At 68.0% G+C, this 26578-nt stretch carries 24 protein-coding genes and 2 tRNA genes; 5 read left to right on the forward strand and 21 right to left on the reverse strand.

Annotated features, from left to right (window positions below; translation table 11 throughout):
- Window positions 1-46: 46 nt before the first annotated feature.
- The 14 genes from rpsO to rlmE all read right to left on the reverse strand — a co-directional run bounded on the left by rpsO (window position 47) and on the right by rlmE (window position 13172).
- Window positions 47-316, reverse strand: coding sequence for a 30S ribosomal protein S15 (gene rpsO / locus ACGTNG_RS06500; RefSeq protein ID WP_108446032.1), 270 nt, complete (start codon window positions 314-316; stop codon window positions 47-49).
- Window positions 317-395: 79 nt separating this feature from the next.
- A complete protein-coding gene (gene truB, locus ACGTNG_RS06505) occupies window positions 396-1313 on the reverse strand; it encodes a tRNA pseudouridine(55) synthase TruB (protein ID WP_394576206.1) in 918 nt (305 codons plus the stop codon).
- The gene (gene rbfA, locus ACGTNG_RS06510; protein WP_394576207.1) at window positions 1313-1753 is read right to left on the reverse strand and encodes a 30S ribosome-binding factor RbfA; all 441 of its coding nucleotides are present in this window, start codon (window positions 1751-1753) and stop codon (window positions 1313-1315) included. The genes truB and rbfA overlap by 1 nt, the downstream gene beginning before the upstream one ends.
- Before the next feature lie 18 nt (window positions 1754-1771).
- Window positions 1772-4303 (reverse strand): translation initiation factor IF-2, encoded by a 2532-nt coding sequence (gene infB / locus ACGTNG_RS06515; protein ID WP_394576208.1) that lies wholly within the window; start codon window positions 4301-4303, stop codon window positions 1772-1774.
- Between the two features lie 27 nt (window positions 4304-4330).
- Window positions 4331-5824, reverse strand: coding sequence for a transcription termination factor NusA (gene nusA / locus ACGTNG_RS06520; protein ID WP_394576209.1), 1494 nt, complete (start codon window positions 5822-5824; stop codon window positions 4331-4333).
- Window positions 5825-5867: 43 nt separating this feature from the next.
- On the reverse strand, window positions 5868-6326 hold the full coding sequence (rimP, locus tag ACGTNG_RS06525; RefSeq protein WP_108446037.1) for a ribosome maturation factor RimP: 459 nt from the start codon (window positions 6324-6326) through the stop codon (window positions 5868-5870).
- Between the two features lie 218 nt (window positions 6327-6544).
- Window positions 6545-6621, reverse strand: a tRNA-Met gene (locus ACGTNG_RS06530).
- Window positions 6622-6728: 107 nt separating this feature from the next.
- Window positions 6729-6815 (reverse strand) — tRNA-Leu (locus ACGTNG_RS06535).
- Window positions 6816-6837: 22 nt separating this feature from the next.
- The gene (secG, locus tag ACGTNG_RS06540) at window positions 6838-7197 is read right to left on the reverse strand and encodes a preprotein translocase subunit SecG (protein WP_394576210.1); all 360 of its coding nucleotides are present in this window, start codon (window positions 7195-7197) and stop codon (window positions 6838-6840) included.
- A gap of 4 nt (window positions 7198-7201) precedes the next feature.
- On the reverse strand, window positions 7202-7951 hold the full coding sequence (gene tpiA, locus ACGTNG_RS06545; protein ID WP_394576211.1) for a triose-phosphate isomerase: 750 nt from the start codon (window positions 7949-7951) through the stop codon (window positions 7202-7204).
- 94 nt (window positions 7952-8045) lie between these two features.
- Window positions 8046-9395, reverse strand: coding sequence for a phosphoglucosamine mutase (gene glmM / locus ACGTNG_RS06550; RefSeq protein ID WP_394576212.1), 1350 nt, complete (start codon window positions 9393-9395; stop codon window positions 8046-8048).
- Window positions 9388-10251 carry a dihydropteroate synthase gene (folP, locus tag ACGTNG_RS06555; protein ID WP_444875021.1) on the reverse strand — a complete coding sequence of 288 codons (864 nt, stop codon included), beginning with the start codon at window positions 10249-10251 and terminating at the stop codon, window positions 9388-9390. Before folP ends, glmM begins: the two co-directional genes overlap by 8 nt.
- Window positions 10252-10317: 66 nt before the next feature.
- Window positions 10318-12291 (reverse strand): ATP-dependent zinc metalloprotease FtsH, encoded by a 1974-nt coding sequence (gene ftsH, locus ACGTNG_RS06560; RefSeq protein ID WP_394576213.1) that lies wholly within the window; start codon window positions 12289-12291, stop codon window positions 10318-10320.
- 200 nt (window positions 12292-12491) lie between these two features.
- Window positions 12492-13172, reverse strand: coding sequence for a 23S rRNA (uridine(2552)-2'-O)-methyltransferase RlmE (gene rlmE, locus ACGTNG_RS06565; RefSeq protein ID WP_394576214.1), 681 nt, complete (start codon window positions 13170-13172; stop codon window positions 12492-12494).
- Between the two features lie 192 nt (window positions 13173-13364).
- Here rlmE and yhbY point away from each other — a divergent pair, with 192 nt between their 5' ends.
- A complete protein-coding gene (gene yhbY / locus ACGTNG_RS06570) occupies window positions 13365-13691 on the forward strand; it encodes a ribosome assembly RNA-binding protein YhbY (protein WP_349759082.1) in 327 nt (108 codons plus the stop codon).
- Between the two features lie 162 nt (window positions 13692-13853).
- On the opposite strand, the gene greA is transcribed toward yhbY, so the two are convergent.
- The 6 genes from greA to ACGTNG_RS06600 all read right to left on the reverse strand — a co-directional run bounded on the left by greA (window position 13854) and on the right by ACGTNG_RS06600 (window position 21246).
- The gene (gene greA, locus ACGTNG_RS06575; RefSeq protein WP_394576215.1) at window positions 13854-14330 is read right to left on the reverse strand and encodes a transcription elongation factor GreA; all 477 of its coding nucleotides are present in this window, start codon (window positions 14328-14330) and stop codon (window positions 13854-13856) included.
- The gene (gene carB, locus ACGTNG_RS06580) at window positions 14327-17557 is read right to left on the reverse strand and encodes a carbamoyl-phosphate synthase large subunit (protein WP_394576216.1); all 3231 of its coding nucleotides are present in this window, start codon (window positions 17555-17557) and stop codon (window positions 14327-14329) included. Before carB ends, greA begins: the two co-directional genes overlap by 4 nt.
- Window positions 17558-17611: 54 nt before the next feature.
- Entirely contained in the window at window positions 17612-18757 is a 1146-nt protein-coding gene (carA, locus tag ACGTNG_RS06585; protein WP_394576217.1) for a glutamine-hydrolyzing carbamoyl-phosphate synthase small subunit, read from the reverse strand.
- A 386-nt stretch (window positions 18758-19143) separates the two neighbouring features.
- Window positions 19144-19947: a 4-hydroxy-tetrahydrodipicolinate reductase gene (gene dapB, locus ACGTNG_RS06590; protein WP_394576218.1), complete on the reverse strand. Its 804-nt coding sequence runs from the start codon at window positions 19945-19947 to the stop codon at window positions 19144-19146.
- Between the two features lie 100 nt (window positions 19948-20047).
- The gene (locus tag ACGTNG_RS06595; RefSeq protein ID WP_394576219.1) at window positions 20048-20956 is read right to left on the reverse strand and encodes a DMT family transporter; all 909 of its coding nucleotides are present in this window, start codon (window positions 20954-20956) and stop codon (window positions 20048-20050) included.
- 11 nt (window positions 20957-20967) lie between these two features.
- Window positions 20968-21246 (reverse strand): DUF2218 domain-containing protein, encoded by a 279-nt coding sequence (locus ACGTNG_RS06600; protein ID WP_394576220.1) that lies wholly within the window; start codon window positions 21244-21246, stop codon window positions 20968-20970.
- A gap of 208 nt (window positions 21247-21454) precedes the next feature.
- Here ACGTNG_RS06600 and corA point away from each other — a divergent pair, with 208 nt between their 5' ends.
- The 4 genes from corA (at window position 21455) to ACGTNG_RS06620 (ending at window position 25528) form a co-directional block, all read left to right on the forward strand.
- Entirely contained in the window at window positions 21455-22420 is a 966-nt protein-coding gene (gene corA, locus ACGTNG_RS06605) for a magnesium/cobalt transporter CorA (RefSeq protein ID WP_394576221.1), read from the forward strand.
- Window positions 22421-22567: 147 nt separating this feature from the next.
- The gene (locus ACGTNG_RS06610) at window positions 22568-23695 is read left to right on the forward strand and encodes an ABC transporter substrate-binding protein (protein ID WP_394576222.1); all 1128 of its coding nucleotides are present in this window, start codon (window positions 22568-22570) and stop codon (window positions 23693-23695) included.
- Window position 23696: 1 nt separating this feature from the next.
- Window positions 23697-24785 (forward strand): FecCD family ABC transporter permease, encoded by a 1089-nt coding sequence (locus ACGTNG_RS06615; RefSeq protein ID WP_394576223.1) that lies wholly within the window; start codon window positions 23697-23699, stop codon window positions 24783-24785.
- The gene (locus ACGTNG_RS06620; RefSeq protein ID WP_394576224.1) at window positions 24779-25528 is read left to right on the forward strand and encodes an ABC transporter ATP-binding protein; all 750 of its coding nucleotides are present in this window, start codon (window positions 24779-24781) and stop codon (window positions 25526-25528) included. The genes ACGTNG_RS06615 and ACGTNG_RS06620 overlap by 7 nt, the downstream gene beginning before the upstream one ends.
- On the opposite strand, the gene ACGTNG_RS06625 is transcribed toward ACGTNG_RS06620, so the two are convergent.
- Window positions 25506-26408, reverse strand: coding sequence for a DMT family transporter (locus ACGTNG_RS06625; protein ID WP_394576225.1), 903 nt, complete (start codon window positions 26406-26408; stop codon window positions 25506-25508). The genes ACGTNG_RS06620 and ACGTNG_RS06625 overlap by 23 nt on opposite strands.
- Between the last annotated feature and the right edge of the window lie 170 nt (window positions 26409-26578).

Consider the following 26578-nt stretch of genomic DNA (forward strand, 5'->3'; position numbering starts at 1 on the left):
GCAGCCCGAAGGCTGCCCGTTTCTCTACCACGCGGGGGTGCGACGCTTAGCGACGCAGGCCCAGACGCTGAATCAGCGACTGATAGCGCTCGAAGTCTTTGCGCTTCAGGTAGTCCAGCAGCTTGCGGCGCTGGTTGACCATGCGGATCAGGCCACGACGAGAGTGGTGATCCTGCTTGTTGGTCTTGAAGTGATCCTGCAGGCCATCGATGTTGGCGCTCAGCAGGGCCACCTGCACTTCGGGGGAACCGGTGTCGTTGTCGCCACGACCGTACTCGCTGACGATTGCGGACTTCTGCTCGGCTGTCAGTGCCATCTGTCTCTCCAGTAAGCAATATGCTTGGGGGTTGAATGTGTGAGACCACGCATATTTGCAGTCTCGGGCGTCTCTCCCTTCACTCGGCCGCGGTGCTCAGCAGCCGTTTCGGCGCCACCTCCTGTGGCCCCGTCACCGTGCCGAGGCCCAGGAAGGCCTCGTCACGATAGAGTCTGGCGGTCTCACCCTCGGCGAGCCCGCAGGCCTCGACCCGGGCCGACTGGCCATGGGTCAGGCGTCCCGCCGCCACGACATCGACGTCGAGGCGCGGCAGATGATCGACCAGCACGTCCACCGGCAACAGCGTGGCTTCGCGCTCGGCCTGATCGGCCAGGGCCTCGAGCGAGGCGAAGTCCTGCATGCCATCGCTCGTGAAGGAGCCGGTCGCCAGCCGCCGCAGCACGCTGATGTGGGCCCCGCATCCCAGGGCGCGACCGATGTCCTCGGCCAGCGTACGGATGTAGGTGCCCTTGCTGACGCGGACCTCCAGTTCGAAGGCCTCGGCCTCGCAGGCGAGAAGCCGAGCATCATACACCGTCACGCGACGGGCTGCACGCTCGATCGACTTGCCCTCGCGGGCGAGCTCGTAGAGCTTGCGGCCCTGGTGCTTGAGGGCCGAATACATCGGCGGGACCTGATCGATCTCGCCGCGAAAGCGCGTCAGCACGCCCTCGATGTCGGCCTCGGTGAGCCGCGGCACCGCATGACGCTCGATCACCGCGCCCTCGGCGTCGCCGCTGTCGGTGACCACGCCGAGCTCCACCCGGGTGCGGTAGACCTTGTCGGCCGCAAGCAGGTGGGCGGAGAACTTGGTCGCCTCGCCGAAGCAGACCGGCAGCAGGCCGGTGGCCATGGGATCGAGCGTCCCGGTATGACCGGCCTTCTGGGCCTGGAACAGGCGCCGCGCCCGCTGCAGGGCATGGTTGCTGGACGCCCCCGCAGGCTTGTCCAGCAGCAGCACGCCGTTCACCGGCAGTCCGCGACGTCGCCTAGCCATCAGTCCCGCTCATGACCGTCTGAGGCACCGTCGTGCGGCGCGGCGCCCGAGGCGTCGTCGTCCGCCGCCTCGTCCGTCTCGCCACGATCGCTGGCCACGGCCTCGTCGATCAGCGACGACAGCCGCTGACCGCGCACCACGCTCTCATCGTAATGAAAGCGCAGCTCCGGCACGTGACGCAGCTTGATGCGCCGGGCGATCTGGCTGCGCAGGAAGCCGGCGGCGCGCTTGAGCACCGCCAGGTTCTCCTTGATGCGCTCGGGCGACTGCTCACCCAGCAGGGTCACGTGGACATCGGCATAGCCGAGGTCACGGCTGACCTCGACGCCACTCACGGTGACCATGCCCAGGCGCGGGTCCTTGACCTCGCGCTGGATGAGCACCGCCAGCTCCTTCTGGAGCTGGTCGGCGACCCGGTCGGTACGCTTGAATTCCCGCATGGTCGACTCCTGGGGCCCTTAGAGCGTCCGCTCGACCTTGACCTGATCGAAGACCTCGATCTTGTCGCCGACCTGGACATCGTTGTAGTTCTTCACGCCGATGCCGCACTCCATGCCATTGCGCACTTCCTGGACGTCGTCCTTGAAGCGGCGCAGCGACTCGAGCTCGCCCTCGTAGATCACCACGTTGTCGCGCAGCACGCGGATCTTCTTGTTGCGATGCACGGTGCCCTCGACGACCATGCAGCCGGCCACGGCGCCGATCTTCGGTGCGCGGAAGACGTCACGGACCTCGGCCACGCCGACGATCTCTTCCTTCCACTCCGGTGCCAGCATGCCGCTCATGGCCTGCTTGACCTCGTCGATCAGCTGGTAGATCACGCTGTAGTAGCGCAGATCCAGGCCTTCACGCTCGATGATCTCGCGGGCCGCGGCGTCGGCACGCACGTTGAAGCCGACCACGATGGCGTCACTGGCGAGCGCCAGGTTGGCGTCGGTGCCGGTGATACCGCCCACGGCGGAGGAGACCACGGCCACCTCGACCTCGTCCGTGGAGAGCTCTTCCAGGGCGCCCTTGATCGCCTCCAGCGAGCCCTGCACGTCGGCCTTGAGCACGATGTTGAGCTTGGCGGCGACGTCCTGGCCCATCTGGCTGAACATGTTCTCCAGCTTGGCCTTCTGCTGGCGTGCCAGGCGCACCTCGCGGTACTTGCCCTGACGGAAGTTGGCGACCTCGCGGGCCTTGCGCTCGTCGGCCAGCACCATGAAGTCGTCACCGGCCTCGGGGGTGCCGTCCAGGCCCTGGATCTCCACCGGGGTGGAGGGACCGGCCTCGTCGACCTGCTTGCCCAGCTCGTTGGTCAGCGCACGCACGCGGCCGTAATGCAGGCCGGCGAGCACGATGTCGCCCTTCTTCAGGGTGCCGTTCTGGACCAGCACGGTGGCCACGGGACCGCGACCCTTGTCCAGGCGCGACTCGACGACCACACCCTTGCCGGGCGCCTCGGGCACGGCCTTCAGCTCGAGCACCTCGGAGACCAGCTGGATCGACTCCAGCAGCGACTCGATGCCTTCGCCGGTGTGTGCGGAGACGTGCACGAACTGGGTGTCGCCGCCCCACTCCTCGGAGATGACGCCGTGCTGGGAGAGCTCGTTCTTGACCCGGTCCGGATCGGCGCCCGACTTGTCGATCTTGTTGACCGCGACCACCATCGGGACCTCGGCGGCCTTCGAGTGCTCGATGGCCTCGATGGTCTGGGGCATGACGCCGTCATCGGCGGCCACCACCAGCACCACCACGTCGGTGGCCTTGGCACCGCGAGCACGCATGGCGGTGAACGCCGCGTGGCCCGGGGTATCCAGGAAGGTCACGCCGCCGTGGTCGTCTTCCACATGGTAGGCACCGATGTGCTGGGTGATGCCGCCGGCTTCACCGGTGGCCACCTTGGCCTTGCGGATGTAGTCGAGCAGCGAGGTCTTGCCGTGGTCGACGTGACCCATGACCGTGACCACCGGCGAGCGGGTGATCTCCTCGCCCTCGTAGGAGATGCCCTCGAGGACCTCGGTCTCCAGCGCATCGTCCTTGACCAGCTTGGGCGTGTGGCCCATCTCCTCGACCACGATGGCCGCGGTGTCCTGATCGATGGTCTGGTTGATGGTCACCGCCGCGCCCATGGTGAACATGGCCTTGATGACCTCGTTCGCCTTGATCGACATCTTGTCGGCCAGGTCGGCGACGCTGATCGATTCGGGGATGGAGACCTCGCGGACGATCGGCTGGGTCGGCTTCTGGAAACCGTGCTTGCCGCCGCCCTGGCTACCGCCACCGCGGCGACCGCCGCGACGCTCGGCGCGCTTGGCCTTCTTGCCGCCCCGGCGACGCTCCTCGCGATCACCACGATCGTCTTCGCGATCGTCACGGCCCTTCTTGCCACCCTTGCCGCTGGCCTTCTTGACCGCGGCACGACGCGGCTCGGGACGCCCTTCCTTCGGCGGCGCCGGAGGCTCCTCGGTGGCCGGCTGAGTCTCCAGCTCGGGCACCGGGATCGCCGGCTCGCTGACCGCCTTCTCGGCCTTCTCGGCCTCGAGCTTGGCGGCGGCCTCACGCGCGGACTCCTCGGCGGCACGCGCCTTGGCTTCCTCGGCCTCGCGGGCATCCTTGGCGGCCTGGGCCTGCTGGGAATCGGCCATATCACCGACCAGCTGGCGCGGACCGGCCTCGACCTCGGGCTCGCTCTTGTCGGTCTCTTCCTCGGCGCGCTTGACGTAGGTGCGCTTCTTGCGCACCTGCACCTCGATGCTCTTGCCGCGCTCGCCGGTCTTGATGCGGCTGCGCGTCTTGCGCGTCAGGGTGATGCGGTTCTTCGCCGCCCCGGCGCCGCTGCCGCCGTGGCTCTTGGTGAGATAGTCGAGCAGCTGGCGCTTATCCTCTTCGGACACGGCGTCGTTCTCGGCCTTCTGGCCAAGCCCTGCTTCTTTCATCTGCTCCAGCAGGCGAGGCACGTCGCGCCCCACCTTCGCTGCAAAATCCTTAACGGTCATTTCTGACATTACGACCCTCCTCAGCCCGTGACCCGTTTACTGTTCGTTCTCGAACCATGGCGCACGGGCAGTCATGATCAGTGCCGCGGCGCGCTCCTCGTCGATACCCTCGATGTCGATCAGATCATCGACGGACTGCTCGGCCAGGTCCTCCATGGTGACAATGCCCCGACTGGCCAGAATGAAGGCCAGGTGACGCTCCATGCCGTCCATCTCCAGCAGGTCGTCGGCCGGCTGGGCGCCGTCGAGTTCCTCCTCGGAGGCGATGGCGAGGTTCAGCAGTTCATCCTTTGCGCGAGCGCGCAGCTCTTCGATGAGATCCTCGTCGAACTCCTCGATCTCCAGCATCTCCTCGACCGGCACGTAGGCGACCTCCTCCAGGGAGGTGAAGCCCTCGTCCACCAGCAGGCGCGCCACGTCCTCGTCGATGTCCAGGTGCTGGATGAAGTGCTCGACGAGGCTATCCACTTCCTGGTCGCGCTTGGCCTCGGCCTCTTCCTCGGTCATGACGTTGAGACGCCAGCCGGTGAGCTCGGAGGCCAGGCGCACGTTCTGGCCGCTGCGGCCGATGGCCTGCGCCAGGTTGTCCTCGGCGACGGCGACGTCCATGGCGTGGGACTCCTCGTCGACGAGGATCGAGGCGACATCCGCCGGCGCCATGGCGTTGATCACCAGCTGGGCCGGGTTGTCGTCCCACAGCACGATGTCCACGCGCTCGTTCTGCAGCTCCGAGGAGACCGCCTGCACGCGCGAACCGCGCATGCCGACACAGGCGCCGACCGGATCGATGCGACGGTCGTTGGTCTTGACCGCGATCTTGGCCCGGGAGCCCGGGTCGCGCGCCGCGCCCTTGATCTCGATGAGCTGCTCGGCGATCTCCGGCACCTCGATGCTGAACAGCTCGATGATCAGCTCCGGGCAGGTGCGCGAGAGGATCAGCTGGGCGCCGCGGGCCTCGGCATCGACCTTGACCAGCAGCGCGCGGACCCTCTCGTTCATGCGGTAGCGCTCGCCCGGGATCATCTCGCTGCGCGGCAGGAACGCCTCGGCGTTCTCGCCGAGATCGATGATCAGGCCGTCGCGGGTGGTCTTCTTGACGATGCCGGCGACCAGCTCGCCCTCGCGCTCGGCGTACTGACGCACCACCTCGGCACGCTCGGCCTCGCGCACCTTCTGCACGATGACCTGCTTGGCGGTCTGGGCAGCGATACGGCCGAAGGCGGCGTTCTCGATGCGCTCCTCGACCACGTCACCCAGCCCCAGGGGCGGGTCGCGGCGTTCGGCGAAGGAGAGCTTGATCTGGGCGTCGGGCCCGTCGAAGTCGTCGTCCTCGACCACCTCCCAGCGGCGGAAGGTCTCGTAATCGCCGGTGTGGCGATCGATGTGCACGCGCACGCTGGCTTCCTCGTCTTCGAAGCGCTTGCGCGATGCACTGGCCAGGGCCGCCTCGACGGCCTCGAAGATCACCTCGCGGGAGACCCCCTTCTCGTTGGAGATCGTGTCGACGACCGCCAGAATTTCTTTACTCATGCCTTAGCCTCGCCAGTGAACCTGTCCTTATACACCGAGCTCGTCACGTGAACTGCGGGACGACCCGCGCCTGATCGATGCCCTCGATGGGAAAGCAATATTCCTCGCCGTCGACCTGCAGCAGCACCTCGTCGTTCTCGACGCCTGCCAGCAGCCCCTTGAACTTGCGCCGGCCGTCGAAGGGCGCGCGCAGCTTCACGGTGACCACGTGGCCGGCATACTGGGCGAACTGCTCGAGGGTGAAGAGCGGCCGATCCATGCCCGGCGAGGAGACTTCCAGTCGATACTCGCCCGGCACCGGGTCCTCGACATCGAACACCGCACTGATCTGACGACTGACGTCGGCGCAGTCGTCCACGCTTATCCCGTTCTCGTGGTCGATGTAGATCACCAGGCGGGAGTGTTTGCCCTGAGACAGATGATCGATGCCCCAGAGCTCGAACCCCATGGCCGAGACCACCGGTTCGATCAGCGCATGCAGCGCAGCGTCCTTGATTGCCACGGAAGAAAGCTCCTACAGCCGTTGCATCAGGCACCTGGCCGGGAGTTGAGAGAAGAGTCAGGTGGCTGATTGGCGTTGCCCGAGCAGCGCCGCCGGGATTTCCGGCTGGCAAGCTGCTAACAAAAAGCCCCTTCACAGGAAGGGGCTTTTACAAGAAACCTGTATACCACTTCGGCACTCTGACACGCCCCTGAAACTGCGCATGCCTGCCAAGAAGATGGTAGCGGGGACCGGATTTGAACCGATGACCTTCGGGTTATGAGCCCGACGAGCTACCAGACTGCTCCACCCCGCATCAATCTAGGTCGGTGATTGTAAGCCCACATGACCCGATGGTCAAGTGGCAACACCGCATTCTGCCAATCCTGCTTCGAAGACGCGAACAGCTCGCTTGCTTCGATTTGGTGCCGAAGGCGGGACTTGAACCCGCACGACCGTAAGGTCACTACCCCCTCAAGATAGCGTGTCTACCAATTCCACCACTTCGGCATCGGGGAGGCTGGATGACGACTCAGTCGCCGCTTTCCTCCAGCACTGGCGCAGTATTATCCACATCACTGCTGCCCTCGTCAAGGGTCGGCACGGCATTCTGCTGCTCGATCAGCTCGGCATCGGGAATACCGGCCTCGGGCGCATCGCCGGCCTGGGACGCGAAGTACGCCAGGGTCAGCGAGGTGGCGAAGAAGGCGACGGCCAGCAGGCCGGTGAACTTCGCCAGGAAGTTACCGCTGCCCCGCGAGCCGAACACGGTCTGGGAGGCACCGCCACCGAAGGCGGCACCGGCTTCGGCGCCCTTGCCCTGCTGCAGCAGGATCAGGACGACCAGGGCGATGGCGATCGCCACGTGGGTCATGAGAATGGCAACTTGCATGGATTCAACCTGCTGACTGACAAATGGCTAGGAAATCGTCGACCTTGAGGGAGGCTCCCCCCACCAGGCCGCCGTCGATGTCGGGCTGGGCGAGCAACTCGGCGGCATTATCCGCCTTCATGCTGCCGCCGTACAGCAGACGCATGCCGGCGGCGAGCGTCTCGTCATAGCGCGCCAGGCGCTCGCGAAGCGCCGCATGCACCGACTGCGCCTGCTCGGGGGTGGCGGTGCGGCCGGTGCCGATCGCCCAGACGGGCTCGTAGGCCACGACCAGGCGCGAGCGCTGGGTCGGCTCGAGGGCCTCGAACACGGCCTCGAGCTGGCCCAGCACCACCACCTCGGTGCGTCCGGCCTCGCGCTCCTCGAGGGTCTCGCCGACGCAGAGCACCGGCGTGAGCCCCGCGTGAAGCGCCGCCTGAACGCGTGCCAGCACCGCCGCGTCGTCCTCGCCGAACAGGGCGCGGCGCTCGGAGTGACCGACCAGCACCAGGCGGGCGCCGCACTCGCGCAGCATGGCGCCGCTGACCTCGCCGGTGAAGGCGCCGGAGGGCCGATCGCTGAGCGTCTGCGCGCCCACCGTCACGGCCGTCTCGCCGAGCGCCTGGCCCGCGGCCCCCAGGAAGGGGAAGGGCACCATCAGGGCCACCTCGACGTTCACGGGCAGGGAGATGCCGGCGAAGGCCCGGCCGAATTCCTCGACCAGGGACAGGGAGCCGTTCATCTTCCAGTTCCCGGCGATCAGCGGCATGCGCATGGAGCTTCCTCTTTCAAGGTGGTGCGAAATGGTATAGGAGGGGCCCAGTCAAGACAACCAGAGCCAAGCAACCAGAGCCCGCGGCCTGGGCGCTTCAGCCGAGCAGCGCCTCGACGTCACTGGCCAGGCGCCGCGCCAGGCCGTCGACGTCCAGGTGCGACCGCCCCTCGACCATCACGCGAATCAGCGGCTCGGTGCCCGAGGCGCGCAGCAGCACCCGCCCCTGGTCGCCGAGCTCCGCCTCCAGGGCGCTCACCGCCTGCTGGAGCGAGGCCTGCTCGAGCAAGGCCTTGGCGTCACTGCCCGGCGTCAGGCGCACATTGACCAGCGCCTGGGGCGCCTTCTCCAGCCCGGCCAGCAGGCGGCCCAGCGACTGCCCCTCGCGGACCATGATCGCCAGCACCTGCAGCGCCGAGACGATGCCGTCGCCGGTGGTCTGCACGTGGCCGCAGACGATATGCCCGGAGGACTCGCCGCCCAGCTGCCAGCCATTGGCCGCCAGACGCTCCATGACGTAGCGGTCGCCGACCTTGGCGCGCTCGAAGGGGATCTCGAGGGACTCCATGGCGGTGGCGAGGCCGAAGTTGGACATCAGGGTGCCCACCACGCCGCCGCCCAGGTCGCCCCGGGCATGCCGGTCGCGGGCGATCAGGTAGAGGATGTCGTCGCCGTCGATCTCGCGGCCGTCGGCATCCACCAGCAGCACCCGGTCGCCGTCGCCGTCGAAGGCCACGCCGAGATCGGCGCCCTGCTCGACGACCGCGGCGCTCAGGGCCTGAGGATGGGTCGAGCCCACCGCCTGGTTGATGTTCAAGCCGTCGGGCGAGGCGCCGATCAGGCTGACCTCGGCGCCCATCTCGCGAAACACGCTGGGGGCGATGTGGTAGGTGGCGCCGTGGGCGCAGTCGACCACCATCTTCAGCCCGTGCAGGCTGACCCGGTCGGGAATGGTCGACTTGCAGAACTCGATGTAGCGGCCCGGGGCATCGTCGACCCGCATCGCCTTGCCTAGTCGGGACGGCCCCACGGTGGTCAGCGGCTCCTCGAGCATCGCCTCGATCTCGGCCTCGACCGCGTCGGCCAGCTTGGTCCCGGCGGCGGAGAAGAACTTGATGCCGTTGTCCTGGAAGGGATTGTGCGAGGCCGAGATGACGATGCCCGCGTCGGCGCGGAAGGTACGCGTCAGGTAGGCGATGGCCGGCGTCGGCATCGGCCCCAGCAGCATCACGTCGACGCCGGCGGCGGAGAGCCCGGACTCCAGCGCCGACTCGAACATGTAGCCGGAGATCCGCGTGTCCTTGCCGATCATCACCCGCGCCCGCCCCGTCTCGCGGGTCAGTACGCGACCGGTGGCCCAGCCCAGCTTGAGCATGAAGTCGGCGGTGATGGGGGGCTCCCCCACGGTGCCGCGGATGCCGTCGGTGCCGAAATAGCGTCTAGTCATGCGCGCAACCTTCCTCGAGTACGGCCCAGGTCATGTTCACCGCGTCCACGTGGGGCCCCACGTCGTGAACGCGCAGGATACGGGCGCCGCGCTCCACCGCCATGGCGGAGAGCGCCAGGCCACCGGAGAGGCGCTCTTCCACCGGCCGCCCCAGCACCTTGCCGATCATGCTCTTGCGCGACATGCCGACGAGAAGGGGCAACCCCAGGGGCGCCAGCTGATCCATGTGCTTGAGCAGGCGCAGGTTGTGCTCCACGGTCTTGGCGAAGCCGAAACCGGGGTCGAGCAGCAGGCGCTCGCGACGCAGCCCGGCGGCCTCGCAGGCGGCCACCCGCTGCGCCAGGAAGTCGGCCACGGCCTCCTCCACCGGCGCATCGTAGTGCGGGTCCTGCTGCATGTCGCCGGGCTCGCCGAGCATGTGCATCAGGCACACCGGCAGGCCGCTGGCGATCGCCGCCGACAGCGCGCCCTCGCGGCGCAGGTTGCGCACGTCGTTGATCATGCCGGCCCCGGCCTCGGCCGTCGCCTGCATCACCTCGGGGGTGCTGGTGTCCACCGAGACCAGGGCATCGAACTCGCGCACCAGCGCCTCGACCACCGGCACCACCCGATCCAGCTCCTGCTGGGGCGATACCGGCTCGGCCCCCGGGCGCGTGGACTCGCCGCCCACGTCGATGATCGCGGCGCCCTCGGCGAGCATCTGCTCGGCATGGCGCAGGGCGTCGTCCGGCACCGCGTGGCGCCCGCCGTCGGAGAAGGAGTCGGGGGTGACGTTGAGGATCCCCATGACGCGGGGAAAGGAGAGGTCGAGGCGGTGCCGGCCGCACTGCAGGTGGGTCGCTGTGCTGGTATCCATCGTCTTCCTGTTGATCGGAACGGCAAAGGCGCCCCGCGGGGCGCCTGAGAACACTGCCGGAGCGGCTCAGCTACCGGCCGGGCCACCCAGCGGGTCGGAGGGGCGGCGCGAGGGCGTGTCGTCATCCTCGGCGTCATCGCTCGCGTCCGGGGAGGTCGAGCCGGCCGCGGCGTGCGGCTCGCCGCCGGTGGGCGCGCCGCCGCTCGGGTCGTCCCAGCCCTCGGGGGGACGCGGGTCGCGGCCGGCCATGATGTCCTTGAGCTGAGTGGAGTCGATGGTCTCGTACTTCATCAGCGCCTCGGCCATGGCATCCAGCTTGCCGCGGTTCTCCTCGAGGATCTGCTGGGCCTGCTCGTAGCAGCCGTCGATGATCTTGCGCACCTCCTTGTCGAGCTTGGAGGTGGTCTCGCCGGACTTCAGCTTGCCGCCCTGGCCGGGGCCGCCGAGGAACTGGTGGGACTCGTCCTCGTCGTACATGATCGGGCCCATCTCCTCGGAAAGTCCCCACTTGGCGACCATGTTGTGGGCCAGCTCGGTGGCGCGCTTGATGTCGTTGGAGGCCCCGGTGGTGACGCCGTTCGGCCCCAGGGTCATCTCCTCGGCGATGCGGCCGCCGAACAGCGAGCAGATCTGGCTGATGATCTGCTGGCGCGACAGGCTGTAGCGATCCTCCTCGGGGAGGAACATGGTCACGCCCAGCGCCCGGCCACGGGGGATGATGGTGACCTTGTAGACCGGGTCGTGCTCCGGCATCACCAGGCCGATGATGGCGTGGCCCGACTCGTGATAGGCGGTGTTGAGCTTCTCCTTGTCGGTCATGACCATGGACTTGCGCTCGGCGCCCATCATGATCTTGTCCTTGGCGAGCTCGAGCTCCTCCATGCCCACCAGGCGCTTGTTGCGACGCGCGGCGAACAGCGCGGCCTCGTTGACCAGGTTGGCCAGGTCGGCACCGGAGAAGCCGGGCGTGCCGCGGGCGATCAGCGACGGCTTGACGTCGTCGGCCAGCGGCACCTTGCGCAGGTGCACGTTGAGGATGTGCTCGCGGCCGCGGATGTCGGGCAGCGGCACCACCACTTGGCGGTCGAAGCGGCCCGGGCGCAGCAGCGCCGGGTCGAGCACGTCGGGACGGTTGGTGGCGGCGATGACGATGATGCCCTCGTTGGCCTCGAAGCCGTCCATCTCGACCAGCAGCTGGTTCAGCGTCTGCTCGCGCTCGTCGTTGCCGCCGCCCATGCCGGCGCCGCGCGAGCGGCCCACCGCATCGATCTCGTCGATGAAGATGATGCAGGGCGACTGCTTCTTGGCCTGCTCGAACATGTCACGCACGCGGGAGGCGCCGACGCCGACGAACATCTCGACGAAGTCGGAACCGGAGATCGAGAAGAACGGCACCTTGGCCTCGCCGGCGATGGACTTGGCGAGCAGCGTCTTGCCGGTACCGGGCGGGCCGACCATCAGCACGCCGCGCGGGATGGTGCCGCCCAGGCGCTGGAACTTGGTCGGATCGCGCAGGAAGTCGACCAGCTCCTCGACCTCCTCCTTGGCCTCGTCGCAGCCGGCGACGTCGGCGAAGGTGGTCTTGATCTGGTCCTGGGAGAGCAGCTTGGCCTTGGACTTGCCGAAGCTCATGGGCCCGCCCTTGCCGGCCCCGCCGCCCTGCATCTGGCGCATGAAGAACATGAAGATGGCAAGGATCAGCAGGATCGGGAAACTGGCGATCAGCAGGCGCATCCACAGGCTCTGCTGCTCGGGCTCCTTGCCCACCACGGTGACGTCATTGGCCAGCAGGTCGTCCATCAGCTTCGGATCCTCCGCCGCCGGGCGGATGGTCCGGAACTGGGAGCCATCATTGCGCTCACCCGAGATGGTATAGCCATCGATGGTGACGCTCTTGACCTGCTGGTTCTGCACCTGCTGGACGAACTGGGAGTAGTTCATCGCCTGGGGTGAGCTGTCGACGCTGAAGTTGTTGAACACCGTCAGCAGCACTGCCGCGATGACCAACCACAGAATCAGGTTCTTCGCCATGTCGTTCAAGGGACTACCCTCATTGCAAGAATCTGTCGGCCGAAAATGCCTGGTCCTTCGACACTACATGAGCGGCACATGTTCAGCCAGCCTTCGGCCGGAGCGGGAATCGTGGTCACTGTGACACAGTCGCGGCACCCTGTCCGGCCATCGGCCCATTAGGCGCTGCCTATCGTGGCAGCGCCCCGTATTGCCGCCGAGGCCGTGCCTCAGCCGCGAAATCCTTCCGCCAGCAGGTAGACCTCACGCGAGCGGGCCCGGGAGGCCTCCGGCTTGCGCGTCACCACGCGCTTGAAGCTGCCGCGCAGCTCCTTGAGGAACTCGTCGAACCCCTCGCCCTGGAAGACCTTGGCCAGGAAGGTGCCGCCGGGCGACAGCGTCTGGCGGGCCAGGTCGAGGGCCAGCTCCACCAGGTACATCGCCTGGGGCTGGTCGATGGCGGCCATCCCACTCATATTGGGGGCCATGTCCGACATCACAAGGTCTACCGGACGATCGCCGAGCGTCTCGAGGATCGCCTCGAGCACGTGCGCCTCGGTGAAATCGCCCTGGATGAAGTCGACGTCGGCCAAGGCATCCATCTCGAGGATGTCCGAGGCGATCACCACGCCGTTCGAGCCGATCTTCTCGGCGGCCACCTGGCTCCAACCGCCCGGGGCGGCGCCCAGGTCGATCACCGTCATGCCAGGGCGCAGCAGGCGGTCCTTCTCGTCCAGCGCCAGCAGCTTGTAGCTGGCGCGGCTGCGGTAGCCGTCCTGCCAGCTCTGCTGCACGAAGCGGTCGTCGAAGTGCTCCTTCATCCAGTCCTTGCTGGTCTTGCTGACGGAGGCCTTGCTGGCCGGCTTCTTGCCGGTAGCGCCCTTGGCGCGGGAAGCATGGGGACGTGCCACGGCATCACCTGTGAATGGCCATGAATGACAGGTAGTCGAGCGAAATCCGGGAAGACCCGAGGGAGGTGCGACGGGGTGCTGACCTGCGGACCCGGCCGATGGAGAAGCAGGCTTGCCGGTAACGAGCTTTCGCCGCGGGGCGATTCACCGTACCATGTGCGCTGCGCGCCAACCGGGAAGAAGCAAGATACCATGAGCTTGTCACAGGCACAAAAGAAAGCATTTCGCAGCATCGGCCACCATCTCGACCCCGTGGTCACGGTCTCCGAGAACGGCGCCTCCGAAGGGGTGCTCGCCGAACTCGACCGGGCCCTGCGCGACCATGAGCTGGTCAAGGTCAAGCTCGCCCTGCCCGACCGCGACGACCGCGCGGCCATGCTCGATGAGCTGGTCACGGCGAGCGGCGCCGAGCTGGTGCAGAAGATCGGCAAGATGGCCCTGCTCTATCGCCACAACCCCAAGGTCAACCCGAAGCTCTCCAACATCACGCGCTTCGAGGAACATCACGGGCGGCGCTGAAGCGCCCGGCGGTCGACGATCGCCAGAGGCCACGACGCGAAATCGTCACGAGCCGCAAAAAGAAACCCCGCCGACTCCGGTCCGCGGGGTTTCTTCTTGCCTGGCGCCTGCCGCTGCCCCCGCCGCCCGTCACCGAGCGGCGGGGCGCCTGTAGCTCGGCGTTTAGAGGTGCTCGACGCTCGAGATCTCGTACTCGACCTCGCCGCCGGGCGTTCTCACCACCACCACTTCGCCCTCTTCCTTGCCGATCAGGGCACGGGCGATCGGCGAGGTGACGGAGATGCGACGCGCCTTGATGTCGGCCTCGTCCTCGCCGACGATGCGGTAGGTCACCTCCTCGTCGTTATCGAGGTTGATCAGCCCCACGGTGACGCCGAAGATCACCTTGCCGGTCTGGGGCAGCTTGGTGACGTCGATCACCTGGGCGTTGGAGAGCTTGCCCTCGATCTCCTGGATACGCCCCTCGATGAAGCCCTGCTGCTCGCGAGCCGCATGGTATTCGGCGTTCTCCTTCAGGTCGCCGTGCTCGCGGGCCTCGGCGATGGCGGCGATCACCCGCGGACGCGCCTCGCCCTTCAGCTCTTCGAGCTCCTTGCGAAGCCGTTGCTCACCGGCGACGGTCATCGGGACCTTGTTCATTGCGTAGCTCCTGCATGCAGTTCCTGTAGCCGCCGCACGGTGATGGCATTGCCATACTCGAGCGCCATGCACACGGCATTGGCTCCTGCCAGGGTGGTGGCATAGGGAACCTTGCGAGCGAGTGCGGTGCGGCGGATCACCGAGGAGTCGTTGATGGCCTGGCGGCCCTCGGTGGTGTTGACGATATAGGCGACCTCGTCGTTCTTGAGCAGATCGACGATATGGGGACGGCCTTCATAGACCTTGTTGACGATCTCTACCGGCAGGTCGGTGCCCTCGAGGGCCTTCGCCGTGCCACGGGTCGCGCAAAGTGTGAACCCCAAGGTTACCAGAGAACGGGCCACCTCGATAACTCCCGCCTTGTCCGGATCGCGCACCGAGAGGAACGCCTTGCGCTCACCCTCGAGCCGCGGAATCGCCTCGCCGGCGCCCAGCTGCGCCTTGTAGAAGGCCTCGGCGAAGGTGTCGCCCGAGCCCATCACCTCGCCGGTGGACTTCATCTCCGGCGAGAGGATCGGATCGACCCCCGGGAACTTGTTGAACGGGAAGACCGCCTCCTTGACGCTGTAGAAGTGCGGCACGATCTCGCGCTCGAAGCCCTGCTCGGCCAGGGTCTGGCCGGCCATGCAGCGCGCCGCGATCTGGGCCAGCGACTTGCCGATGCACTTGGAGACGAAGGGCACGGTGCGCGAGGCGCGCGGGTTGACCTCGATGACGTAGATCTCGCCGTCCTGCCAGGCCAGCTGGACGTTCATGAGGCCCTTGACGCCGAGCTCCACGGCCATCTGCTTGACCTGCTCGCGCATCGCGTCCTGCACCTCGGCGGGCAGCGAGTAGGGCGGCAGCGCACAGGCGGAGTCGCCGGAGTGCACGCCGGCCTGCTCGATGTGCTGCATGATGCCGCCGATCACCACCTGCTGGCCGTCGCTGACCGCGTCGATGTCGATCTCGATGGCGGCATTGAGGAAGTGGTCGAGCAGCACCGGCGAGTCGTTGGAGACCTTCACCGCGTGGGTCATGTAGTTCTCGAGCTCGGAGGCGTCGTAGACGATCTCCATGGCCCGGCCACCGAGCACGTAGCTCGGACGCACCACCAGCGGGTAGCCGATCGCCTCGGCCTTGGCGAAGGCCTCGTCGAAGCTGCGCGCGGTGGCGTTGGGCGGCTGCTTGAGGCCCAGCTTGTCGATCATCTGCTGGAAGCGCTCGCGGTCCTCGGCACGGTCGATGGCGTCCGGGGTGGTGCCGATGATCGGCACGCCGGCGGCCTCGAGCTCACGGGCCAGCTTCAGCGGCGTCTGGCCGCCGAACTGCACGATCACCCCGACCGGCTGCTCCTTGTCGGCGATCTCCAGCACGTCCTCTAGGGTCACCGGCTCGAAGTAGAGGCGGTCCGAGGTGTCGTAGTCGGTGGAGACGGTCTCCGGGTTGCAGTTGACCATGATGGTCTCGTAGCCGTCGTCGTGCATGGCGAAGGCGGCGTGGACGCAGCAGTAGTCGAACTCGATGCCCTGGCCGATGCGGTTGGGCCCGCCCCCCAGCACCATGATCTTCTGCTTGTCGCTGACCTCGGCCTCGCACTCCTCCTCGTAGGTGGAGTACATGTAGGCGGTATCGGAGGCGAACTCCGCGGCACAGGTGTCGACCCGCTTGTAGACCGGGCGGATGCCGGCCCGCTGCCGCGTGCGCCGGAACTCCTTCTCGGCGACGCCCAGCAGGCGCGCCAGGCGGGCATCACTGAAGCCCTTGCGCTTGAGCAGGTAGAGCTCGCGCGGAGTGAACTCGGAGAGCGAGCGCGTGGCCACCTCGCCCTCGAGGCGAATCAGCTCCTCGATCTGCACCAGGAACCAGCGATCGATGTTGGTCAGGGCGAAGACCTCCTCGACGCTCATCCCGGCGCGCATGGCGTCGGCGACGAAGAAGATGCGCTCGGCCCCGGCGGCCTGCAGCTCGCCCTTGATGTGCGCCATGGCCTCGGCGGTGAAGCTCGTGACCTTGGGATCGAGGCCGTCGTTGCCGGTCTCCATGCCGCGCAGCGCCTTCTGCAGCGACTCCTGGAAGGTCCGCCCGATGGCCATCACCTCGCCCACCGACTTCATCTGGGTGGTCAGGCGGTCGTTGGCCTGGGGGAACTTCTCGAAGGTGAAGCGCGGAATCTTGGTGACCACGTAGTCGATGGCCGGCTCGAAGGAGGCCGGGGTGCGCCCGCCGGTGATGTCGTTCTGCAGTTCATCGAGGGTGTAGCCGACGGCCAGCTTGGCGGCGATCTTGGCGATCGGGAAGCCGGTCGCCTTGGAGGCCAGCGCCGAGGAGCGCGAGACCCGCGGGTTCATCTCGATCACCACCATGCGCCCGGTGGTCGGATCCATGCCGAACTGGACGTTGGAGCCGCCGGTCTCGACGCCGATCTCGCGCAGCACCGCCAGGGAGGCGTCGCGCATGATCTGGTATTCCTTGTCGGTCAGCGTCTGGGCCGGGGCGACGGTGATGGAGTCGCCGGTGTGCACGCCCATCGGATCGAAGTTCTCGATGGCGCAGACGATGATGCAGTTGTCGTGCTTGTCGCGCACGACCTCCATCTCGTACTCCTTCCAGCCGAGCAGCGACTCGTCGATCAGCAGCTCGTGGTTGCTCGAGAGCTCGAAGCCGCGCTGGCAGATCTCGTCGAACTCCTCCTTGTTATAGGCCACGCCGCCGCCGGAGCCGCCCATGGTGTAGGAGGGACGGATGATGGTCGGGAAGCCCAGCTCGGCCTGGATCTCCCAGGCCTCCTGCATGCTGTGGGCGACCTTGGCCTTGGGGCACTCCAGGCCGATGTTCTTCATCGCCTTGTCGAAGAGGTCGCGATCCTCGGCCTTGTTGATGGCGTCGGCGTTGGCGCCGATCATCTCCACGCCGTGCTTCTCGAGCACGCCGTGCTTGTCGAGGTCCAGGGCGCAGTTGAGCGCGGTCTGGCCGCCCATGGTGGGCAGCACGGCATCGGGCTTCTCGGCCTCGATGATCTTCTCCACCGCCTGCCAGGTGATCGGCTCGATGTAGGTGGCGTCGGCCATCACCGGATCGGTCATGATGGTGGCAGGGTTGGAGTTGACCAGGATGACCCGGTAGCCCTCCTCGCGCAGCGCCTTGCAGGCCTGGGCGCCGGAGTAGTCGAATTCGCAGGCCTGGCCGATGACGATGGGGCCAGCCCCAATGATCAGGATGCTCTTGATGTCGGTACGCTTGGGCATGACGGTTTCCGCGGCTAATCGATGAATGACGGTCTGATGTAGGGCGATTCGCGCCTAGCGGCGTTCCTTCATCATGGTGACGAAACGGTCGAACAGCGGCGACACGTCGCGCGGGCCGGGGCTCGCCTCCGGGTGGCCCTGGAAGCTGAAGGCCGGGCGGTCGGTGCGCTCGATGCCCTGCAGGGTGCCGTCGAACAGCGAACGGTGGGTCGCGCGAAGGGTGGCCGGCAGGCTCGCCTCGTCGGCGGCGAAGCCATGGTTCTGGCTGGTGATCATCACCTTGCCGGTGTCGAGGTCCTGCACCGGGTGGTTGGCGCCGTGGTGGCCATGCCCCATCTTCACCGTCTTGGCGCCGCTGGCCAGCGCCAGCAGCTGGTGGCCCAGGCAGATGCCGAACAGCGGGATCTCGGTCTCGAGGAACGCCTCGATGGCCTTGATGGCGTAGTCGCAGGGCTCGGGGTCGCCGGGACCGTTGGAGAGGAAGATGCCGTCCGGGGCCATGGCCAGCACCTCGTCGGCCGGCGTCTGGGCCGGCACCACGGTCAGCCGGCAGCCGCGGGAGGCGAGCATGCGCAGGATGTTGCGCTTGGCGCCGAAGTCGTAGGCGACCACGTGGTAGGGACGCTCCACGGCCGCCGCATCGGCATAGCCCTGGCCCAGGGCCCACTCGCCCTCGTTCCAGTCGTGGGCGGTCTGGCAGGAAACCACCTTGGCGAGATCCATGCCCTTGAGGCCGGGGAAGGCCCGGGCCGCCGCGAGGGCGCGCTCGACGGCGTCGTCGCCCTCGGCCTCCGCGCCTGCCAGGATGGCGCCGTTCTGGGCGCCCTTGTCGCGCAGGATGCGGGTCAGGCGGCGGGTATCGATGTCGGCGATGCCCAGCACGTTCTCGCCCTTGAGGTAGTCGGAGAGCGACTGCTCGGAGCGGAAGCTGCTGGCCAGCAGCGGCAGGTCGCGGATCACCAGGCCCGCCGCGGCGATGCTGCCGGACTCGACGTCCTCGGCGTTGACGCCGGTGTTGCCGATATGGGGGTAGGTGAGGGTGACGATCTGTCGGGAATAGGAGGGGTCGGTCAGGATTTCCTGGTAGCCGGTCATGGCCGTATTGAACACCACCTCACCGCTGGTTTGTCCATCGGCACCGATGGCCGTGCCGTGGAATACACTACCGTCTTCCAGGGCCAGTATCGCGGGTCTGTTCAATGCTAGGTCCTCCCAAGTGTTAACCGCTCGTCAAGGAATGCCGTTCGCCGGGCCGTAAAAAAGCGGGACGAACCCGATGGCTAGACCGGTTTCATCCCGCTTGTTGTCATTCGCTCGGAATGCCTGGGCCGAAGCAACAAGCGCTGTTGAAGGGGCTTTCGCCCGTGCGCCCGGCCAAAATTTTGGGGATATTACAGGAAACGGCAGCCCGCGACTACCCCCGGATAACCGAGAGGCCAGTGATGCTCGGGACTCATTCGGCGACAGGCTTACGGGGAGGCGCTGTAAACCCATCCCTGGGCGCTACATTTGCCTTCCATGGCAAATGACCTCCTCTTCGACGTGCTCCCGGCGCCCCTCGATCCTCCGGGTACCACGCTACCGCCTTACAGGCCCAGCACGTCCTGCATCGCGTAGCGGCCGTTGCCCTGCTCGGCGACCCAGCGCGCCGCGCGCACCGCGCCCTTGGCGAAGGTCATGCGGCTGGAGGCCTTGTGGGTGATCTCGATACGCTCGCCCTCGGTGGCGAACATCACGGTGTGCTCGCCGACGATGTCGCCGGCGCGCACGGTGGCGAAGCCGATCTCCTTGTCGGTGCGCGGCCCGCACTGGCCGACCCGCTCGAACACGCCGTACTCCTTGAGCGGGCGCTCCAGGGCGTCGGCCATCACCTCGCCCATCTTGAGCGCCGTACCGGAGGGGGCGTCGACCTTGTGGCGATGGTGGGACTCGATCACCTCGATGTCGTAGCCCTCGTCGCCCAGCGCCCTGGCCGCGGTCTCCAGCAGCTTGAGCGTCAGGTTGACCCCCACGCTCATGTTCGGCGCGAAGACCATCGGCACCCGATCGCCGAAGCCATCGAGCTCGGCGAGTTCGGCGTCATCCAGGCCGGTGGTGCCGATGACGATGCGCTTGCCGCGCTCGGCACAGAAGGCCAGGTTGGAAAGCGTCACCTGCGGTGCGGTGAAGTCGATCAGCACGTCGAAGTCGTCGACGATGGCGCCGAGGCTGTCCGCCGCCGTCACGCCCAGCTTGCCGATGCCGGCGAGCTCGCCGATATCGGCGCCGACCAGCGAACTGCCCGGCTCGACGATCCCGCCGGCCAGGGTGGCTTCGGCGTCCTGCTGCACGGCGTTGACCAGGGTGCGGCCCATGCGGCCGGCGACGCCGACGATGGCGATACGGGTCATGCGGACTCCTGCGAATGCGATGGCTGCGGATAGGGGCGGCAGTATACCAGAGGGGCGCCGGGGGACGCCCGGACGACGAGGCGAAGGCGCCGCCGCCCGCTCATCCGTCGGGCGCCGCGCGCGGGGCGGTCGGATCGTCCCTCAGCAGCAGCGTGATCGCCACCACCACCAGCAGGCTGCCCGGCAGCCAGGCCCAGTCGATGCGTGCCGGGTCGCGGACGAACAGCAGCAGCATCGAGACGAAGGGCACCAGGTAGCTGTAGGCGGTGACCGCCCCCGGCGTCAGCACGGCGGTGGCGCGCTGCAGGAGCCAGAAGGTCAGGGCGCTGGAGAAGAGCCCCAGGTAGATCAGCAGCAGCAGGTCGCGGCCGGTCATGGTGGCCAGGCGCGCTACCGGCTCGACGAAGAGCCCCGCCAGCCCGACCAGCAGGGCGCCGAGCCCCAGGCTCCAGAAGGTGCGCACCGCCGCCGAGGCCGGCAGGCGCCCCGTCGCCAGCCCCCATTTGCTGAGCACCGGATAGAGCGCCGTGGCCAGGCAGCCGAGGAAGAATACCGCCTCACCGATCCCGAACCGCAGGCGACCGCCCTGCTCCAGGGACTCGGCGACGGCCAGTCCCAGGGCGCCCGCCGCGCCGAGCGCCAGGATCCCCGGCAGCCGCCAGCTCAGCCGCTCGACCCCGAAGCCCGCGCCGAGCAGGAAGGCCAGCAGCGGCACCGTCACGAACAGGGTGGCCATGGAGAGCGCCGTGGCATGATGCGCCGCCCAGAACATGGCACCGAAGAAGCCGGCCAGGCACAGCCCCATCAGGGCGTAGAGCGGCAGGGCCCGTCCGTCGGGCCAGAAGTCCGCCGAGCGCCGGGCCAGCCACCACAGCCCCGCACAGGCAATGAGAAAGCGCAGCGCGGTCAGCGACAGCGGCGGCAGCTCGCTCATCACCCCCACGGCGGGGAACGAGAGCCCCACCAGCGCCGCCCACAGCAGCATGCCGAGGTGGGCGGCGCGGGCCAAGCGTGGCGCGCTCAATTCTCCCAGACGATCTCCAGGGTGACCCCAGCGAGCCCCTCGAGAGCGGCATTCACCTTGCCCTCCAGGCGATCCAGGCTCTCGTCATCCAGCGTCTCGACGGCCACGCTGAGGTGTTCCGGCCGCGCCTCGAGCAGGCAGCTGCCCTCGTCGAACTTCACCCGCGCCTGGGTCTCCTGCCGGTCGATGGGCTGGGCATCGACCCACTCCTGGCACAGCCGCTCGATCAGCCCCTGGGCATCCTCGGCGGGAATATCGGCACGTGAAATCGGCATGGGGGGGACTCCGTGTTCCTTGGACATGTCTCTCCAGACTATGACGCCAGGCCCCGCCAACGCCACCCCGCCGTGACGCGGCCGCGCCCTCCATCAGGCTCTGCGTCGCCCGCCCCATCTCCTCCGACCCGGCCGACGGGGCCGAAGCACCACCCGCGGGCACTATGCTGTGGCACAGGGCATCACCAAGAAGCGGGAGGGTTCGGCAATGATCATCAACTGCGTGGCCTACGAGAAGGGGCATCGCCTGCGCGACATCGCGATCGAGGAGATCGGCGACACCCTGGGGCAGCCGGATCGCTTCGTGTGGGTGGCCCTGCACGAGCCCGACGAGGCGGAGATGGCCCGCTTCCAGGCGATCTTCGGCCTGCATGAGCTGGCCGTGGAGGACGCCCTGAACGGGGGCCAGCGCCCCAAGCTCGAGGAGTACGGCGAGTCGCTGTTCGTGACCATGCACATGGTCACCCTGCGCGACGACCAGCTGGAGACCGGCCAGGTGGCGGTGTTCGCCGGCCCCGGCTACGTGCTCTCGGTGCGCCAGCATCCGGGCCGCGGCTTCGCCGAGGTGCGCCGGCGCTGCGAGCACGAGCCGAAACTGCTCAAGCACGGCCCGGCCTTCGTGATCTACGCCCTGATGGATACCATCGTCGACCGATACTTCCCGGTGGTCGAGGCCCTGCAGGCCGAGCTCGAGAGCATCGAGGACCAGATCTTCATCCGGGGCACGGCGCGCCAGAGCCTGGAGCGGCTCTATCAGCTCAGGCGCCAGACCATGCGGCTCAAGCACGCCGCCATGCCCCTCGGCGAGGCGGCGGGCCACCTGTTCGGCGGCCGAGTGCCGGCCCTGTGTCGCAAGACGCGGGAGTACTTTCGCGACGTCTACGATCACCTGAGCCGCATCGAGGCGGCGGTGGATACCCTGCGCGAGATGACCATCACCGCGATCCAGGTGAACCTCTCGATGGTGGCGATCGACGAGGGCGAGGTGCACAAGCGGCTCGCGGCCTGGGCCGCCATCTTCGCGGTGGCCACCATCCTCGCCGGCATCTGGGGCATGAACTTCGCCCACATGCCGGAGCTCGACTGGCGCCTGGGCTATCCCTTGGCCCTGCTGGTGATGGGCGGCGCCTGCGGCGTGCTCTACCGACGCTTCCGGCGAGCGGGATGGCTGTAGCAGGTCGCCGACGCCTCGACGTCGCCGGGGGATTCCGCCATACTGCCGCCGCTTGCGAATACGAACCATACGCAAGACGCCACACCGCCGGACGGCGCGAGCTTCCGGAGCACCGGAGCGATCCACCAACGAGTACGACATCCGCCCATGCAAACCTCACTGCTCAACATCGTCGGTGGCACGGCCATCGCGCTCGGTTGTGCGGCCGCTCAGGCCGAGCCGATCACCATCACCGACGTGGCCGGCCGCCAGGTCACCGTCGACGCCCCCGTGGAGCGCATGATCCTCGGCGAAGGGCGCCAGATCTACCTGCTGGGCGCCCTGCAACCGGACGCCCCGTTCGAGCACGTGGTGGGCTGGCGCGAGGACTTCTCCCAGGCCGATCCGGACAGCTACGCCCGCTACGCCGCGAAGTTCCCCGAACTTGAGGAGATCCCGACCTTCGGCGGCTTCAAGGACGGCACCTTCGACGTCGAGCAGGCCGCCGCACTCTCGCCGGACGTGGTGCTGATGAACCTCGAGGCCAGGGCCGCCACCGAGGACGCCGCCTATGACGACAAGCTGGCCGAGCTCGGCATCCCGATCGTCTACGTGGATTTCCGCGAGGCGCCGCTCGCGCACACCACACCCTCCATGCGGCTGATGGGCGAGCTGCTCGGCGAGCAGGAGGCGGCCGAGGCCTTCATCGACTTCTCCGAGGCGCAGATGGCCCGCGTCACCGAGACCATCGCCGCCGCCGAGCCGGAGCGCCCACGGGTACTCGTCGACCGCGCCGGCGGCTACTCGGAAGAGTGCTGCATGAGCTTCGGCCCGGGCAACTTCGGCGAATACGTCGAGATCGCCGGGGGCTCCAACATCGCCGCCGGCATCATCCCCAACACCTTCGGCTCGCTGAACCCCGAGCAGATCATCGCCGCCGATCCGCAACAGGTGGTGGTGACCGGCGGCAACTGGGAGGCCTACGTCCCCGGCGGGGACTGGGTCGGCGTGGGCCCGGGGGCCGACATGGACGCCGCCCGGGCCAAGCTCGAGGGACTGACCGAGCGCACAGCCATGACCGGCATCGCCGCCGTGGCGAACGCCGACGTCCACGCCATCTGGCACCAGTTCTACAACAGCCCCTACTACTTCATCGCCGTGCAGCGGCTGGCCAAGTGGTTCCATCCCGAGCTGTTCACCGACCTCGACCCCGAGGCCACGCTGCGCGAACTTCACGAGCGCTTCCTGCCGGTGGACTACGCGCCGGGCTACTGGATCTCGCTGAAGGATGACTGACATGCAGGCCGGCACGAGCCCATCGCCCACGCCCCGGGCCGCGTCCTCCGCCGAGGAGAAGCGCGACTTCTATCGCGCCCTGGTGGTCCGTCGCCAGCTGATGCTCGCCGCCCTGGCGCTGGCGCTGTTCCTGAGCCTGTGCGTGGACCTGGCCCTGGGGCCGGCCCGCTTCGGCCTCGGCGAGGTGATCGCCGCGCTGTTCACCCCGGAGGACGTGAGCCAGCAGGCCCGCGTCATCCTGTGGGAGATCCGCATGCCGGTGGCCCTGATGGCGCTGGTGGTCGGCGCCAGCCTGTCGGTGGCGGGCGCCCAGATGCAGTCCATCCTCAGCAACCCGCTGGCCAGCCCCTTCACGCTGGGCATCTCCGCCGGGGCGAGCTTCGGCGCCGCCCTGGCGCTGGCCTTCGGCGTGGCGCTCGTTCCCGCGGCGGTCGACTACGTCATCCCGATCAATGCCTTCGTGATGGCCATGCTGACCGCCTTCGCGATCCATGCGCTGAGCATGCGGCGCGGCGTGACCATCGAGACCATCGTGCTGCTGGGCATCGCCATGGTGTTCATCTTCAACGCCCTGATGGCGCTGATCCAGTTCTTCGCCAGCCAGCAGGCCGTCTCCGCGGTGGTGTTCTGGACCATGGGCAGCCTGACCAAGGCCACCTGGCCCAAGCTGTGGATCGCGCTGGGCGTGCTGGCCGTGGTGCTGCCGCTGCTCGCCCGCCACGGCTGGGCGCTCACCGCCATGCGCCTGGGCGACGCCAAGGCCGAGAGCCTGGGCGTGAAACCCCGATCGCTGCGCCTGGAGGTGCTGGTGCTGGTCTCGCTGCTGGCCGCCATCGCCGTGGCCTTCGTCGGCACCATCGGCTTCATCGGCCTGGTCGGCCCGCATATCGCCCGCCTGCTGCTGGGCGAGGATCAGCGCTTCTTCCTGCCCGGCTCGGCGCTGTGCGGGGCGCTGATCCTCTCCGTCGGCTCGGTGCTGTCGAAGATCATCCTGCCCGGCACCATCATTCCGATCGGCATCATCACCTCGCTGGTGGGCATCCCCTTCTTCCTGTTCCTCGTCCTCCGCCACAAGAAGGCCTCATGGTAACGCTGACACTCGACCACCTGTCGGCCCGCTACGGGCGGCGCCGGATCCTCGCCGACATCACCACGCCCGCCTTCGCGGGCGGCCAGGTGGTGGCCCTGCTCGGCCCCAACGCCGCCGGCAAGTCCACGCTCTTCCGGCGCATCCTCGGCCTGCTCGACGGCGACGGCGAGGCCCGCATCGGCAGCGCGACCAGCGAGCGCCCCGTGGCGTACATGCCCCAGGACACCGGCGCCAACGCGGTGCTGACGGTCTACGAGTCGGTGCTGCTGGCCCGCATGCAGGGGCGCAGCCTGAGGGTCCAGGCCGAGGATCTCAGCGAGGTCGACCGCGCCCTGGCGGACCTGGGGATCGCCGAGCTCGGCGCGCGCGACATCGGCGACCTGAGCGGCGGACAGCGCCAACTGGTGGGGGCCGCGCAGGCGCTGGTGCAGGCCCCCGAGATCCTACTGCTCGACGAGCCTACCTCGGCGCTGGACCTGCACCGCCAGATTCAGCTGCTGTCGATCCTGCGTCGGCTGGCCCGCGAGCGGGAGATGCTGGTGATTGCCTCGCTGCATGACCTGGGCCACGCGCTGCGCTTCACCGACCACGCCATCGTGCTCGAGAGCGGCCGGCTGGCGGCCTGCGGGCCGACCGACCAGGTGGTCACCCCCGAACTGCTGCGCAGCGTCTACCGGGTGGATGCCCGCATCGAGCCCTGCTCGCAGGGCCTCCCCCAGCTCATTGTCGAAGCGGCCGTCTGAGCCGCCGCCCCTCGAGCGCCGCCAGGCCCGCCCCGCCGAGCACCAGCGGAAGCGCCACCAGGAAGCCACTGGAGAGCGGCAGCCCGAAGATCAGCAGGTCCGCCAGCACCGGCCAGATCAGCGCCACGTACTCGAAGGGCGCCAGGCGCGAGACCTCGGCGAAGCGCAACGCCAGGGTCATGCAGATATGGGCCGCGCCGCCGAAGAGGCCCGAGAGGATCAGCAGCCCCAGCGTCAGTCCCGAGACGGCCACCCAGCCCAGCGGCAGGGTGGCAAGGCCCGCCAGGGTAGTGACCAGGACGAAGTAGAAGGCGATGGAGGCCGGCGTCTCGGTGCGCGAGATGCGCCGCACCGTCACCAGCCCCCCCGCCGTCAGCAGGGCCGCCAGGATGCCCAGCATGTATCCCAGCAGGCGCCCATCCGCCCGGGCCTGCCCCAGGTCGGGCACCACCAGGGCCGCCACGCCGCCCAGCACCATGACCAGGGCCGCCGCCCGGTGCCGGGTGAAGCGCTCGCCCAGCAGCAGCACGCCGCCGAGCGCCATGGACACCGGGGCGAGCTGCGCCAGCAGCGTGGCTTCCGCCACCGGCAGCCGGGCCAAGGCGGCGAAGGAGGCGAACATCGCCGCCGCCCCTAGCCCCGAGCGCAGCAGGTGGCCAAGCGGGCGACGCGTGGCCAGGGCGCGAGGGAACTCGCGCCGCCAGGCCATGAACGCCACGATGGGCAGCAGGGCGAACGCCGAGCGGAAGAACACGGTCTGCCCCAGTGGCACCGACGCCGTGCTCGCCGCCTTGACGCACACCATCATCCCGGTGAAGAGAATGCCCGACAGCAGCCTGAGCAGAATGCCGGCCAGCGGCCGATCCGCGACGTCGTTCATGCGCGTCCTTGTCTGGGGTACTGCGGAAGCGGGGTGATCTCCCCCGCACGAAGGCCGGCGATGCCGGGCACGCCATGGTACACCGCCATCAGGAATGATTCCCATCCCGCATGCCCCGGGGCGCCCGGTCGCCTGCATCGCGGAACCGGACACCACGAAACGACAAGGCC

Origin of the sequence: Halomonas sp. B23F22_3 (assembly GCF_043496965.1) — a bacterium.
Classification (GTDB): domain Bacteria; phylum Pseudomonadota; class Gammaproteobacteria; order Pseudomonadales; family Halomonadaceae; genus Halomonas.

Bases quoted from the DNA above. Each gene is read 5' to 3' on its own strand.
- ACGTNG_RS06625 (WP_394576225.1), bottom strand. From the start codon at position 26,408: ATGAACGACGTCGCGGATCGGCCGCTGGCCGGCATTCTGCTCAGGCTG.
- corA (WP_394576221.1), top strand. From the start codon at position 21,455: ATGATCATCAACTGCGTGGCCTACGAGAAGGGGCATCGCCTGCGCGAC.
- nusA (WP_394576209.1), bottom strand. From the start codon at position 5,824: ATGAGTAAAGAAATTCTGGCGGTCGTCGACACGATCTCCAACGAGAAG.
- truB (WP_394576206.1), bottom strand. From the start codon at position 1,313: ATGGCTAGGCGACGTCGCGGACTGCCGGTGAACGGCGTGCTGCTGCTG.
- ACGTNG_RS06615 (WP_394576223.1), top strand. From the start codon at position 23,697: ATGCAGGCCGGCACGAGCCCATCGCCCACGCCCCGGGCCGCGTCCTCC.
- carB (WP_394576216.1), bottom strand. From the start codon at position 17,557: ATGCCCAAGCGTACCGACATCAAGAGCATCCTGATCATTGGGGCTGGC.
- ACGTNG_RS06620 (WP_394576224.1), top strand. From the start codon at position 24,779: ATGGTAACGCTGACACTCGACCACCTGTCGGCCCGCTACGGGCGGCGC.
- yhbY (WP_349759082.1), top strand. From the start codon at position 13,365: ATGAGCTTGTCACAGGCACAAAAGAAAGCATTTCGCAGCATCGGCCAC.
- ACGTNG_RS06600 (WP_394576220.1), bottom strand. From the start codon at position 21,246: ATGCCGATTTCACGTGCCGATATTCCCGCCGAGGATGCCCAGGGGCTG.
- infB (WP_394576208.1), bottom strand. From the start codon at position 4,303: ATGTCAGAAATGACCGTTAAGGATTTTGCAGCGAAGGTGGGGCGCGAC.
- tpiA (WP_394576211.1), bottom strand. From the start codon at position 7,951: ATGCGCATGCCGCTGATCGCCGGGAACTGGAAGATGAACGGCTCCCTG.
- secG (WP_394576210.1), bottom strand. From the start codon at position 7,197: ATGCAAGTTGCCATTCTCATGACCCACGTGGCGATCGCCATCGCCCTG.
- rpsO (WP_108446032.1), bottom strand. From the start codon at position 316: ATGGCACTGACAGCCGAGCAGAAGTCCGCAATCGTCAGCGAGTACGGT.
- ACGTNG_RS06610 (WP_394576222.1), top strand. From the start codon at position 22,568: ATGCAAACCTCACTGCTCAACATCGTCGGTGGCACGGCCATCGCGCTC.
- glmM (WP_394576212.1), bottom strand. From the start codon at position 9,395: ATGACTAGACGCTATTTCGGCACCGACGGCATCCGCGGCACCGTGGGG.
- greA (WP_394576215.1), bottom strand. From the start codon at position 14,330: ATGAACAAGGTCCCGATGACCGTCGCCGGTGAGCAACGGCTTCGCAAG.
- rbfA (WP_394576207.1), bottom strand. From the start codon at position 1,753: ATGCGGGAATTCAAGCGTACCGACCGGGTCGCCGACCAGCTCCAGAAG.
- dapB (WP_394576218.1), bottom strand. From the start codon at position 19,947: ATGACCCGTATCGCCATCGTCGGCGTCGCCGGCCGCATGGGCCGCACC.
- folP (WP_444875021.1), bottom strand. From the start codon at position 10,251: ATGGATACCAGCACAGCGACCCACCTGCAGTGCGGCCGGCACCGCCTC.